Source organism: Dyadobacter sp. CY261, assembly GCF_021440085.1.
Lineage (GTDB): Bacteria > Bacteroidota > Bacteroidia > Cytophagales > Spirosomataceae > Dyadobacter.
In genome coordinates, this window is record NZ_JAKCPW010000002.1 from 456,835 (window position 1) to 470,115 (window position 13,281).

At 48.8% G+C, this 13,281-nt stretch carries 10 protein-coding genes; 5 read left to right on the forward strand and 5 right to left on the reverse strand.

The features are described 5' to 3' along the window. Positions 1-114 precede the first annotated feature (114 nt). Together LZD49_RS09100 and LZD49_RS09105 are read left to right on the forward strand one after the other, a co-directional pair. The gene (locus LZD49_RS09100; RefSeq protein ID WP_234667030.1) at positions 115-1,938 is read left to right on the forward strand and encodes a sulfatase-like hydrolase/transferase; all 1,824 of its coding nucleotides are present in this window, start codon (positions 115-117) and stop codon (positions 1,936-1,938) included. Positions 1,939-1,989: 51 nt separating this feature from the next. Then, on the forward strand, positions 1,990-2,712 hold the full coding sequence (locus LZD49_RS09105) for a thioredoxin domain-containing protein (RefSeq protein ID WP_234667031.1): 723 nt from the start codon (positions 1,990-1,992) through the stop codon (positions 2,710-2,712). A 70-nt stretch (positions 2,713-2,782) separates the two neighbouring features. Here the strand turns inward: LZD49_RS09105 and LZD49_RS09110 are convergent, their stop codons facing one another. The 4 genes from LZD49_RS09110 to LZD49_RS09125 form a co-directional block, all read right to left on the reverse strand. Next, a complete protein-coding gene (locus LZD49_RS09110; RefSeq protein ID WP_234667032.1) occupies positions 2,783-2,971 on the reverse strand; it encodes a hypothetical protein in 189 nt (62 codons plus the stop codon). A 38-nt stretch (positions 2,972-3,009) separates the two neighbouring features. Further along, positions 3,010-3,501 (reverse strand): DUF6934 family protein, encoded by a 492-nt coding sequence (locus LZD49_RS09115; RefSeq protein WP_234667033.1) that lies wholly within the window; start codon positions 3,499-3,501, stop codon positions 3,010-3,012. A gap of 146 nt (positions 3,502-3,647) precedes the next feature. Then, a complete protein-coding gene (locus tag LZD49_RS09120) occupies positions 3,648-5,273 on the reverse strand; it encodes an NADP-dependent glyceraldehyde-3-phosphate dehydrogenase (RefSeq protein WP_234667034.1) in 1,626 nt (541 codons plus the stop codon). Positions 5,274-5,382: 109 nt separating this feature from the next. After that, positions 5,383-6,711 (reverse strand): MATE family efflux transporter, encoded by a 1,329-nt coding sequence (locus LZD49_RS09125; RefSeq protein WP_234667035.1) that lies wholly within the window; start codon positions 6,709-6,711, stop codon positions 5,383-5,385. A 164-nt stretch (positions 6,712-6,875) separates the two neighbouring features. Here LZD49_RS09125 and LZD49_RS09130 point away from each other — a divergent pair, with 164 nt between their 5' ends. The 3 genes from LZD49_RS09130 to LZD49_RS09140 all read left to right on the forward strand — a co-directional run bounded on the left by LZD49_RS09130 (position 6,876) and on the right by LZD49_RS09140 (position 12,373). Next, entirely contained in the window at positions 6,876-9,341 is a 2,466-nt protein-coding gene (locus LZD49_RS09130) for a TonB-dependent receptor (protein ID WP_234667036.1), read from the forward strand. Positions 9,342-9,478: 137 nt separating this feature from the next. Then, the gene (locus LZD49_RS09135) at positions 9,479-9,928 is read left to right on the forward strand and encodes a response regulator (protein ID WP_234667037.1); all 450 of its coding nucleotides are present in this window, start codon (positions 9,479-9,481) and stop codon (positions 9,926-9,928) included. Between the two features lie 51 nt (positions 9,929-9,979). Beyond that, positions 9,980-12,373, forward strand: a complete 2,394-nt coding sequence (locus LZD49_RS09140; protein ID WP_234667190.1) for a PAS domain-containing sensor histidine kinase — start codon at positions 9,980-9,982, stop codon at positions 12,371-12,373. Here the strand turns inward: LZD49_RS09140 and LZD49_RS09145 are convergent, their stop codons facing one another. Next, positions 12,374-13,246 carry a DMT family transporter gene (locus LZD49_RS09145; protein ID WP_234667038.1) on the reverse strand — a complete coding sequence of 291 codons (873 nt, stop codon included), beginning with the start codon at positions 13,244-13,246 and terminating at the stop codon, positions 12,374-12,376. Positions 13,247-13,281: the final 35 nt, after the last annotated feature.

Consider the following 13,281-nt stretch of genomic DNA (forward strand, 5'->3'; position numbering starts at 1 on the left):
TGGCTAATTATCGGCAGTATTAAATGCCAGTCGCGTAGCGACGTAATATAGGTAGGAAAGGACAAACGCTGCGAATGATAAAATCGGTAGCGATGTAACAACAATGCACTGCATATGAATAAACTGACCTGTAAAATCCTTCTGGCGGTATTGACTATCGCATTACATCCGGCCTTCGCGCAAGACCGTCCGAACATTCTCTGGATCGTCAGTGAAGACAACACGATCCTGCTAGGCAGTTACGGCGATAAATTTGCCACGACCCCCAATCTGGACCAATTTGCGACCCGCAGCATCCGCTACAAAAATGCATTTTCAACCGCACCCGTGTGTGCGCCTTCGCGTAACACGCTCATTACGGGCATGTACCCACCCTCGCTCGGGACTGAGCATATGCGTAGCACGTATCCGTCGCCGTCGTTTGTGAAGTTCTTCCCAAAGTATCTTCGGGAAGCGGGCTATTATACCACCAACAATGCCAAGAAGGACTACAACACGACGGATCAGACAGATGCCTGGGATGAGTCCAGCGCCAAGGCCACTTACAGGAACCGGAAGCCGGGCCGACCATTCTTCGCCGTTTTTAACTTAAATGTATCGCACGAAAGCTCGCTGCACGAGCCACTACCCGCCTTGAAGCACGATCCCGAAAAAGTAACGTTGCCGCCTTATCACCCTGCCACGCCGGAGTTGAAGCACGACTGGGCGCAATACTACGACAAGCTGGAAGAAATGGACAGGCAGTTCGGGGAGTTGCTGCAAGAGTTGAAAGATGAAGGCCTGGCCGAAAACACCATTGTGTTTTACTATGCCGATAATGGCGGTGTACTGGCTCGCAGCAAGCGGTTTATGTACGAATCGGGCTTGCATATCCCTCTGATAGTTCATTTGCCGCCGAAATATGCGCATCTGGCGGAGGATAAGCAGGGCAGCGTGTCGGATCGGTTGGTTACTTTCCTGGATTTCGCTCCTACGGTTTTAAGTTTGGTGGATATTAAAGTGCCTGAGTATATGCAGGGAGGAGCATTTTTGGGCAAACAACAAAAGGCTGAGCCACAATATGCATATGGTTTTAGAGGAAGAATGGACGAGCGGATTGACATGTCGAGGTCCGTTCGGGATAAGAAATACCGTTATATCCGGAATTATTTACCGAATAAAATCTATGGTCAATACCTGGAATATCTGTGGCGGGCACCTTCTGTAAAGTCATGGGAAGATCTTTATAAAGCCGGCAAATTGAATGCGGTTCAATCCAAATTCTGGGAACCCAAACCAGCAGAGGAGCTCTTCGACGTAGACGCCGACCCGCATAACATTCATAACCTTGCCGATGATCCGAAGTATAAAAAGGAACTGGAAAGGCTGAGGAAAGCTAATGAGCAATGGGTCAGGAGCTATAAAGATGTTGGTTTTATTCCCGAGGCCATTATTTATGAAATTGCCAAAACTACGCCCTTGTACGATTACGCCCGCAGTGGAAAGTACAGTCTGGAAAAGGTAGTTGCTATGGCAGATATTGCTACTTCGCGGAATGCGGTTCACACACCGGCGTTGATCAAAGCACTCGCCGACAACGATCCGGTGATCCGCTACTGGGCAGCTACGGGGTTAACCGTTCTCCAAGCATCCACGGCAAAAGATGCATTGCAAAAAGCATTGAAGGACCCGGAAGTAGCCGTGCGCATCGCTGCTGCCGAAGCATTGTACGTGACCGGGGCCGACAAATCCGGTGCCGTAGCCACATTGACGGAATCATTAAAAAGCGATAACCCTTATGCACGCCTGCAAGCCCTTAATGTTTTGGATTTAACCGGAAAAGATGCTGCACCGGCAATCGGGGCCGCCGAGCGTATCGCCGGGCAAAAGCCGGAAATGTTTGACTATGATATCCGGGCAGCCAGGGTTTTGCTGAACAATTTCAAAAATTCACAATAAAAGTCGATAGGCAACCACCGAAAGCTAACAATCACTTTAAACAACATTTCAATGAAAACTTTCAAACCGTTGCTTGCATTAGTATGGCTACTCGTCGCCCATACTGCGCTATTGGCGCAAACAGCTCCTAAGCGCGACCTTGTCTCCTTCGAAGAATTCGAAGGACGACTGGCTAAAGCCGGGAAAAATGCACAGATCCTGGATGCACGCCTGCCCGAGGAATACGCGCAAAACCATTTGGAAGGGGCCACCAGTTTCAGCGTGGCCGACGAAGCTGATTTCTCCAAAGCCATTGCCAGACTCGATAAAAGCAAACCGACATTCATCTATTCTATTGCCAATGGTCGCAGCGGTAAGCTCGCCAAAGACCTACGTGACAACGGCTTCAAAGACGTTACCGAACTGCCGGGCGGATTAAGCAAATGGATCGGTTTGGGAAAGCCGGTTGTTTCCACAGTAGGTCCCGGCCTCTCGCTCAGCGACTACCAGGCTTCACTCAAATCAGAAAAGCTGGTGCTTGTCGATTTTGGCTCAAAGTATTGCGGCTCCTGCAAAAGGCTGGCGCCAATTGTTGACTCTATCAAAAACGAACAGGCCAGCACCGTGAAAGTGATCAATATCGAAGCTTATAACAACAAGGCGCTTACGAAGGAAATCGGCGTAACGGCATTACCGACCCTGATTCTTTATCGCGGTAACCAGGTTGTTTGGAAGAAAAGTGGCGTAACGCCAAAGGGGGAAATTGAGAGGGCTTTGGCTGCCGCGAATTTGTGAGGGGTACGAAGCAAGACCAGTCGCATGCAATTGGAAAAAATGCGGCTGGTTTTCTTCGGATAGCTATATATCAGTTTCTCTTTTGAGCATAGTCGTCATCCCAGGGAAAAGGTGGTTTAAGCTTCGACAACATTTCAGCGGCTTCCCGGTTTCTTCTCTGTAACCCTGGAGAATTTTTGATGGCGGCTATGATTTTCTCCTTGTCTTTAAGCAATTCTGCAATTCTAGCTTCGTACTCCATGTCCTTATGTTTTTCCATGTGCGTGTTCATAGGGTTATTTGATTAAAGTTAGACATTTATTTAAGTTTGACCAAGATCTGGTCGTATTGGTTACCAACAACATATTCTTCAACATGTCCCGCCTTATCGCCCCAGAAGGTTAAATGAGCTGAAAGCTCTGACCAATTCGAATTGATTCCTCTCTGATAAAGCATGTTGCGGTGATTCTTGCCATGCCGGATCGATTTTTGGTCATTGTATCCCTGAAATGATAGAGCGTACTCAAGGTGTTTTCGGAGAAATTCCATGGCAATTCTTGCGACTGTTGCTATTACCTTGGGCATGTCGCCGTTTCCACTTCTGACAGAATCGTCGAGCATCCATTCATCATCAAGTTCGATAAAATCACCAAATCCTAGGTTGAAGAGGGGATTGAAGTGTTGTTCGGGATGATAAGGTAAAGGGCTTATCAAAACAGCCTTCAGAATTTTTCCGCGAATACCCTCACTGACGAAAGCATATATAAAGTCTTCTTCAAGGTTAAAAAACGGATAAATGTCCTTATTCATGCAAATAGTGTGCTTAAATAAAAATCAAAGCACACCTCCCACAAATCTCTCCCTAATCCTGCCACCACCAATTATCCTCCGGCACAGAAAAAACGCCCGTCCAGTTTCCTGAACGGGCGCATCGGCGTGGCTAAAAATTTGATAACCTAGAATATAAACTTCGTACTCAAAAAGTTAGAAGTGTCCTCATGCACGATTTCGTTGATAAGCTGCTTGTTGGCGTCATTCATTTTGAAGGCGACGAGCGAGCGGATCGAGAAGGCGCGGATGGCGTCGGGGACGGAGAGCGTACCTTCTGCGCTGTCTTTGCGGCCGGTGAACGGAAATACGTCGGGGCCGCGCTGGCATTGGGTGTTAATGTTTACACGGCTCACCTGGTTTACCAACGGGTCGATGAGTGAGGCTACTTCGTCGGCATTGTTACTGAAAATGCTGACCTGCTGGCCATGCGTAGACTCGATGAGGAATTCGATCGTTTCTTCCAGGTCGTCGAATGGGACAACGGGTACGATCGGGCCGAACTGCTCTTCGTGGTACAGTTTCATTTTGCTGTTCACAGGGTAAACGACGGCCGGGTAAAAGAATGAACCTTCCGATTTGCCGCCATTTTCGTTGACCACTTTCGCGCCGTTTGCTTCCGCGTCGGCAATGCAGTCGCTGAGGTATTCGATTTTGTTCGTTTCGGGAAGCGGGGTTAATGACACGCCTTTTTCCCAGGGCATACCAAACTTCAGTTCGGCAACGGCGGCACTGAACTTTTCAAGAAACGCGTCCGCCACGCTGCGGTGTACCCAAATGATCTTTAACGCTGTACAACGCTGACCATTAAACGAAAGAGATCCGGTGATGATTTCCTTTACTGCAAGGCCGAGATCCGCGTCGGGCGTTACAATGGCTGCATTCTTTGCATCTAACCCCAGTACCGCGCGGAGCCGGTTTACTTTCGGGTGCGATTTTTTCAATTCATTGGCCACCTTACTGGAACCGATCAATGTCAGGACATTGATTTTTCCTGATTGCATTAACCCGGGAACGACGGTGTTGCCGCGGCCGTAAATCACGTTCACCACGCCTTTGGGAAAACAATCGCGGAAAGCTTCCTGCAATGGATAATGCAGCAATGTCCCGAATTTCGGTGGCTTGAACAGCAAGGTATTACCCATGATCAGTGCGGGGATCAGGGTTGTGAAAGTCTCGTTGAGCGGGTAGTTAAACGGCCCCATGCAGAGCACCACACCGAGGGGCGAACGGCGTACCTGCGCAGCGATGCCGTCTACGATATCGAAGCCGGAAGAGTCGCGATCCAGGTTTTTCAACGAATCGATGGTTGCATAAATGTATTCAACGGTTCGATCGAATTCCTTCACAGAGTCGGCAAATGACTTGCCTATTTCCCACATGATGAGCTTAACAATAATGTCCTTTTGCTCGATCATTTTGCCCGTAAACTGCTCTACGCAGTGAATGCGCTCGGCAACGCCCATCGTAGGCCATTCGCCACGGCCGTTGTTGTAGGCGGCGACGGCGGCGTTCAATGCCTCCGTAGCTTCGGTAGCGGTGCCCAGCGGATAGCTGCCGATGAGCTTGCGTTCGAGGCCATTTTCAGTTTTAATACAAATCGGTGAAAACACTTCGTGGACGGGACCGTCCCAGGGCTTCATTTCGCCGTTGCTAAGGTACTCCCGCTGGTGTATCAGCGATGGTAGGCTGAACTCCGCAGGGATGTCCTTTTCTTCAACAAAGATGTTCCTTAACGTGGAATTGAAATCCATTGAACCAAATTTTTGTGGATAAGAATTGATTTTAAAAAGCGCACTGGCATAATGACGAAGTTTCGCATTTTTATCCTTATCAACAAGTCCAAATTTGATAACCTTTTGCCTAAATCTGATTTCTTGCCGTCATTTTGAAGAAGCGCGTCATCAGAAAGATCGACGCCATCGTTAATCCCAGAATCAACCCAAGCCACATGCCCGACGCACCCATGCCAAAATGGAACGCGAGCGTGTAACCTACCGGAATACCAATGACCCAGTAAGCAATTCCGATCAGGACCGTGGGCGTTTTAACATCTTTAATTCCCCGTAATAAGCCAGCGCCGATGGCTTGTGTACTGTCGGAAATCTGAAAAACTGCGGCGAAAAGGATTAGCAATGAAGCCAGCGTCAGCACTTCCGCATTGTCATTGAATGCTTTGGGCAGCACATTGCGGAGGAGGCCAAAGGTTATTGCGCAGATGGTTCCGTAGATCAATGCAGTTACCAGCGTGCTTTTGCCAATTACAAAAATCTTCTTCCAGTCACTGCGGCCGAGGGCGTTGCTCACGCGAATCGAGCCTGCCTGCGCGAGGCCCATCGATACCATAAATGTGAATGAGGCACTGCTCAATGCGATCTGGTGTGCCGCCTGCGCCACCGCACCAAGGGTGCCTATTATGATGCCCGATACGGCAAATGCCCCGGCTTCCATGCCGATCTGCAGGCTGCTGGGTACCCCAATATGCAGCAGCTCGCGCCAGGTCTGCCATTTGAAATACCATTGGTTGCGGCTGACGGCGATGTATTTTTCAAAAGTTTTGTGTCTTAAAATGACGTAAAGCAATGCCACGAACATCATACTCCGCGTGATGAGCGTCGCCCAGCCTGCGCCTTCGAGTTCCAGGCGCGGAAACCCCCAGTTGCCGTAAATGAGCAGCCAGTTGAGCATAATATTAATAGGCATCCCCGCCAGCGAGAAGATCATCGCTGTGCGTGTGTGTTCCAGTCCATCGGCGAATTGTTTCAAAGTCATAAAAAGCAACATGGGAATAATGGACAGTCCCATGAGCCGCATAAACGGGATCGCCAGCTCGACAACTTCGGGATCCTGACCGAGATTGCGGAGATAATCTTTCCCAAAAAGCAATGTGATGGCAATCGCGAGCGCGGTAAGGGTGCAAAGGCAAAATCCGTTGAACAAATAATGCGAGACCTGTTGAGCATCGCGGCGGCCGTTGGCGAGGGAAACCATTTGCGAGACGGAGATCGTCATACCGATGCCGATCACGAACGGGATGTTCATCGCATTGATAACCAACGCTGCCGCGGCTAGTTGCTTGTAGCTGATAGCGCCCACCATAGCGCTGTCAATAAGGTGGAGGGCCATTTGGGCCAGTTCTCCGATGATAATAGGGAAAGCAAGTTTTAAAGTTTGTGATGCTTCGTTTTTCATGGCGCTGTGCTAATCTGCAAAAAGAAGGCAAAGGTACGGAAATCCGGCTCAGCGCGGGAATCTTCATTTTAATATATCATTACGGTAGAGTAAAACGAGAAGGTATAAGGGTTTGTAAGGGTAGCAACTTTTAAAAGGATTTGAGTAAACATTACAAAATAATAATGGCTATCAGAAGCAGTTTGAAGCAGGGCCTTCGTGAGCGGAAGGCGCATGGATATGTGTGGTTCGCATTGATTTTCGGGACGCTCGCAATAGCGCCCGCTTTCGCGCAAAATGGAGGCAAATTAAAGGTAACAGGTAAGATTACCGACGGGGCGAGCAATGCGCCACTGGGGTACGCAAGTATCCGGCTCTTTAAAACGGCCGACAGCTCTTTCGTTTCAGGCGCTATTACCGATGAAACCGGCGGTTTTATTGTAGATATTTCGGCGGGCACTTATTACGCATTGTCAGAATTTATCGGTTATAAACCCCAATACACAACTAATATTAAAGTGAGTGCAGCCAACTCTCCGCTCAGCCTGGGTACCATTAAAATAGCTGCTTCGGCCAAGACGCTCGACGAGGTGACGGTACAAGCGGAGAAAAGTTCGATGGAGCTGTCGCTGGACAAAAAAGTTTTTAATGTAGGAAAGGACCTTGCAAACGCAGGCGGAACGGCCGTCGATATCCTCACTAATGTGCCTTCTGTGGCTGTTGACGTCGAGGGTAATGTAAGTTTGAGAGGAAGCGGCAATGTGCGGATTTTGATTGACGGAAAGCCGTCCGGGCTTGTCAGCATTAAGGGTGCTAGCGGGCTGGCACAATTGCAGGGCAGCATGATCGAACGCGTCGAGATCATAACCAATCCATCGGCCAGATATGAAGCCGAGGGGATGGGCGGTGTGATCAACATCGTGTTGAAAAAAGAGCGTAAGGAGGGAATTAATGGTTCTTTCGATATCATCACCGGTCACCCGACCAACTTTGGTGGGGCTGCCAATGTGAATTACAGGAAGAAAAACCTCAATTTCTTCGTCAATTATACGATGTCGTACCGGAATACGCCGGGCAAAAACTACTTGTACCAGGAGCTTTACCGTAACGATTCCACATTCATCATGGAACGCGATATGAAGAGCAACCTGAAAGGAATGGCTAATAGCGCACGGGGCGGTTTGGATTATTTTTTTAATACTAAAAATGTCCTCACAGCAGCATATACGTGGCGTACAAGTAAAGGCAAACGCTTTTCCACGCTGGATTACCGGGATTACCTGACCAACCTGGGCAACATGACGAGCTACACGCACCGCACCCAGGATGAAACCGAGACGGAACCCAATTCGGAATATGCATTAACCTACAAAAAGACATTCAACAGGAAAGGGCAGGAGTTCACCGCCGATGTGCGCTATCTGGATAACTGGGAAGATTCGGACCAATATTACCACGAGAACGTTTACAAACCGGATGGTAGCCCCTCCGGAATTCCGCCGTTGTTACAGCGTGCGGTTAATTATGAAACGGAGAAGCAGTTGCTTTTCCAGGCCGATTACGTGCACCCATTCGGAAAAGATGGTAAAATCGAAGCCGGCGGAAGGAGCAGCTCCCGGGATATGACCAACGATTATACCGTAACGCAGCAGACGAGCGATGGCGGCTGGGTGACATTGCCGGGGCTAACGAATGAGTTTTTGTACGAAGAGAATATCAATGCATTGTACGGAATGATCGGTAACAAAACCGGTAAGTTTTCCTATCAGGGGGGCGTGCGTGCCGAATGGACAGGCGTAACCACTACATTGAGACAGACCAACGAAGTAAACGACCGGAATTATGCCAACTTGTTCCCGAGTGTGCATATGACTTACGATCTCGCGAAACAGAATGCATTGCAGCTCAGTTACAGCCGCCGCGTGCGCAGGCCACAATACAACGACCTGAGCCCGTTCGCAACTTACAGCGATAACCGCAATTATTGGAGCGGTAACCCCGACCTGAATCCGGAGTTTACCAATGCATTTGAACTAGGGCATATCAAATATATGAACAAAGGTTCGTTGAGCTCTTCCATTTATTATCGCCATACCAATGGCAAGATCATCAGCATCCGCACGGTGCAGGACGACGGAAGTTCCTACACACGCCCTGAGAACCTCGGAACGGAGGATGCCTATGGAGCTGAATTTACCAGTTCGTTCAATCCTTACCCATGGTGGAAGCTCGACGGTAGCGCCAACTTCTTCCGCGCGATTATCGATGGTACTGGCCTGGACGAAGAATTTCAAAGTGATACTTACAGCTGGTTTGTACGGGCGATGTCGCGATTTACCCTTTGGAAAAACACCGACGTGCAGTTGAGAGGCAATTATGAGGCACCTCAGCAAACGCCTCAGGGCCGCAGAAAGGCATTGGCAACGCTAGACCTGGCTGCGACACGCGACATCCTGAGAGGTAATGGCACACTGACACTCACCGTGGTGGACGTTTTTAATTCGAGAAAATTCCGCTCTATTACCGAGGGTGCCAACTTCTATGCGCGCAACACCTCACAGGGCCGTTTAAGGCAAATTAACCTGACGCTGAACTACCGCTTGCACCAGGCTAAGAAGAAACCGAAAGAGAGTTTGGAAGGTGAATTTTAATATCAATAAATTTAGTATACGGTTTTTATTATCTAACTTGTATATTCTTGGCATAGGGATTGACTGCTACTGTACCGCGATTAGGGTGAATGTATTGAGCAACGTTTATGTTACACCGAGAGTACTTAATTTAGGTTATGAGCATAAAACCAAATAAATCTGTTTACCTGGCCGACGACGATGAGGATGATTGCATGCTCTTCAAAGATGCGCTTAGGGAGGTAAGTAATTCTGTGGAATTGGTCACCGCTAATGACGGGGTGGAGCTGATGCACCTGATGGAAAAAACGGTACCGCCACCTCCGGATGTTATTTTTCTGGATTTGAACATGCCTCGTAAAAATGGTTTCGAATGCCTCGACCAGATTCGTAAAACAAAAGCCTGGGAGGATATACCGGTAGTGATTTTCTCGACCACCGGCCAGGAAGAAATGGTTCGGAAAGTGCATGAAAAAGGGGCTAACTTCTTTATTCGCAAACCAGGGTCGTTCCCCAAGTTGAAACAGGCTATCAAACAGATCCTGGATATCGATTGGACTAAGCATAGCTGGACGCCGGCTCCCGAAAACTTTTATTATCAATATTGATTTCTTCCGACTTGTCCGCTTATTTTTGAAAGTATCTTCTTCTTGAAACAAGTGGACAAGTTGAAAAATCTGCATCAGCATACCTCCCAAAGCAGCGCATTACACGACAATAGTGTAGACCATGCGCAGGATTCCGAAAGTAAATTCCGTGATACCGTCAAGCAGGCCCCTGTGGGGATGGCAATCCTGCGGGGAGAGGACTTTTTCGTTGAAATGGCCAACGATACCTATCTGAATATTGTCGATCGGACCGAAGAAGAACTCGTCGGGAAATCCCTTTTCATTGGCCTACCCGAGGTGCGAAGCTACGTAGAGCCGATACTGCTCGATGTGTTACATACCGGCGTTGCGTACCATGGCAACGAATTCGAGGTGACACTCCGCCGCTTCGGAGAAGCCCAGCAATGCTATTTCAATTTTGTCTACCAACCGCTTTTTGATGATTCCGACACTGCTTCCGGCGTGATGGTGGTTGCTACCGAGGTTACTCAGCAAGTTCTATCCAAGCAGGCCTTGCAGCGCAGTGAAAACCAGTTCCGTAACCTTGTTACCCAGTCGCAGTTTGCGAAAGCCATTTTCAAAGGCCCGGACCTTGTTATCAGTATTGCGAACGAAAGTATGCTAAACATCTGGCGGCGCAGCCTGGATGAAGTGGTTGGCAAAAGGCTTGTCGACGTATTCCCGGAGCTTAGTGACCAAAAGTTCATAGCGCTTTTGAACGACGTTTACCACCATGCGGAAATTTATCGCGAAAATGAAGCCGTAGCATTTGTGGACGGCCCGGGAGGTCTGAAAAGGCATTATCTCGATTTTCAATATGCACCAATTTTCGAAGTGGACGGCAGCGTGTCCGGGATTATGGCGTCCGTAAACGACGTGACCGATAAGGTCACGTTGCGTCAGCAGTTTGCGGAGACTGCGGACCGCCTCTCCCTGGCCACGGACGGAACGCGGCTTGCGACCTGGGACTTGAATATTCAAACCAGGAACGTTATCCATTCAGGCAGGCTGGCGGTGATTTTCGGATATGACGAAACAGAAAGGCTGGGTCACCAGCAAATGCGCGATCAGTTACATCCCGAAGATCGTCACACGATCGTTGAACCGGCTTTTGAGGCAGCGCTGAAAACGGGTGTATACTATTATGAAGCCAGAATTATACACAGGGATCAATCCGTACACTGGATCCGGACGCAGGGAAAGGTGCTTTTCGACGATGACCACATTCCACAACGGATGCTGGGCACGATGATGGACATTACCGACAGGAAAGAAGCTGAGCTTGCGTTAAAAACCAGCGAAGGGAAATTCCGGACGTTAGCTGATTCGATGCCGCAGTTTGTATGGACAAGCGACAATCAAGGTATCCTAAACTACTTCAACCGATCGATGATCGACTATTTTGGTCTCGCTCCCGAGGAACTGGAAATGAATGGGTGGATTCAAACGGTGCATCCGGACGACCGTGAGGAAAATATGCGGTTATGGATGCAGTCGGTAAAGGATGGGACTGATTTCCAGTTCGAGCATCGGCTAAAACGGGCTGATGGTGAATATAGATGGTACAAATGTAGGGCCACTCCTCAAAGCAACACCGATGGCACCATCGAAATGTGGGTCGGAACCAGTTCCGACGTGCACGACAACCGTCTGTTTATCGACCAGCTCGAAACAAAAGTGCAGGAAAGAACTCAGCAACTTTCGGTGGCAAACACTGAGCTTGTCCGTACCAATATGGAACTTGCACAATTTGCGTATGTAGCCAGCCACGATTTGCAGGAGCCTTTGCGCAAGATCCAGACGTTTGCGACTCGCATTTTGGAAACGGAAATCCAGCATCTTTCGGAGCGGGGTAAGGATTATTTCCAGCGCATGCAGGCATCGTCCACCCGGATGCAGCAACTGATCGTGGATTTACTGGCTTTTTCACGTGCCAATGCAGCTGAAAAACACCTCGAAAGCGCTGATCTCAATCTGGTTTTGCAGAATGTGAAAGAGCAGCTGAGCGACATTATTCAATCGGAGAATGCGGTGATAACCAGCAATGTGCTGCCGGTGAGGGATGTAATCGTTTACCAGTTCGAACAGTTGTTCATGAACCTGATCGCAAACGCGCTCAAATTCGTCAGTCCGAACAGGGCACCGATGATCGATGTTCGTGCGGGTGAAGTAGAGGGAGCAGCCATTCCATTGGCCGAAGTAGATCCTACGCGGAAATACCAATATATTTCCTTTGCCGATAATGGTATTGGTTTTGATCCTCAATATAAAGACCGGATTTTTCAGGTATTTCAAAGGCTTCACAACCGCTCGGCTTACGAGGGGACGGGCATTGGATTGGCCATTTGCAAGAAAATTGTAGAAAACCACAGGGGCCTGATCGACGCAGTGGGAAAACCGGGCTTTGGGTCAACATTTATCGTTTACCTGCCCATCGAAAAGTAATCAGCTGTTTTTCCGGGCTGTTTTAGTTCGGCCGGTGTAGGTTATCGCGATCCCGAGCAGAATGATCACACCGCCCACGATCATTTGCAAAGTAATTTTTTCCCCAATAAAAATCCAGGCAAAAAATCCCGTCACGACCGCCTGGCTCAAAAGGCTGAGCGAAACACTTTTCGCATCCATTTGCTTCACGGCCGAACTGATCGTCAGCCATCCTAAGAGTTGACAAATCAATCCCTGCACGGCGAAAACGCCCCAGATAACCGGCTTGAAATGCCAGACCGGCTGGTCGAAAATAAGGCAGATCGCGAAAAGATAAATGCTTGAAACGGCCATACTAATAGTCATGAAGCTGACGATATCGATGCGGTTCAATACGGTTTTACTAATGAGCATGTACGATGCGTAAAGTATGCCTGAAAGTACGGCCAGCGCGAAACCCAGGTCGAGACGCATGCTTGTAAATGTCTCTATTCCAATGAGTATAACCATTCCGAAAAGTGCCACTAGTGTGCCTAGCCAAAAACGGGAACCTGGTTTATCGGGTAGGAAAAGGAATGTTCCGACGCCTACCCAGACAGGCGATAGGTTGGTCAGCAATGTGGCCTGTGTGGCATTGGAATACTGAATAGAGAGATTCCAAACCGCGATGTCGGTGGCAAAAATGATACCGCAAAGCCCGATGGGCAGCCAGAGAGTGGCCGAAGGTACCGTAAATTTTTTGCGGAAAACTACGTAAGGAAGTAAAAACAGCAGCCCGAGAAACATCCGGTAAAATGCCGAAGTAATACCTGAAACCGGCGCCCATTTGACCAGTACTGGGAAAATGCTGATGCTGATGATCCCTATAATCAGGTTAATGCGGGGATTTGACATAAATCGGATAAATTCAGGGCAAAGATAGGGAATCA

Coding starts and splice junctions, on each gene's coding strand:
- LZD49_RS09100 (WP_234667030.1), top strand. CDS start 115: ATGAATAAACTGACCTGTAAAATCCTTCTGGCGGTATTGACTATCGCA.
- LZD49_RS09105 (WP_234667031.1), top strand. CDS start 1,990: ATGAAAACTTTCAAACCGTTGCTTGCATTAGTATGGCTACTCGTCGCC.
- LZD49_RS09110 (WP_234667032.1), bottom strand. CDS start 2,971: ATGGAAAAACATAAGGACATGGAGTACGAAGCTAGAATTGCAGAATTG.
- LZD49_RS09115 (WP_234667033.1), bottom strand. CDS start 3,501: ATGAATAAGGACATTTATCCGTTTTTTAACCTTGAAGAAGACTTTATA.
- LZD49_RS09120 (WP_234667034.1), bottom strand. CDS start 5,273: ATGGATTTCAATTCCACGTTAAGGAACATCTTTGTTGAAGAAAAGGAC.
- LZD49_RS09125 (WP_234667035.1), bottom strand. CDS start 6,711: ATGAAAAACGAAGCATCACAAACTTTAAAACTTGCTTTCCCTATTATC.
- LZD49_RS09130 (WP_234667036.1), top strand. CDS start 6,876: ATGGCTATCAGAAGCAGTTTGAAGCAGGGCCTTCGTGAGCGGAAGGCG.
- LZD49_RS09135 (WP_234667037.1), top strand. CDS start 9,479: ATGAGCATAAAACCAAATAAATCTGTTTACCTGGCCGACGACGATGAG.
- LZD49_RS09145 (WP_234667038.1), bottom strand. CDS start 13,246: ATGTCAAATCCCCGCATTAACCTGATTATAGGGATCATCAGCATCAGC.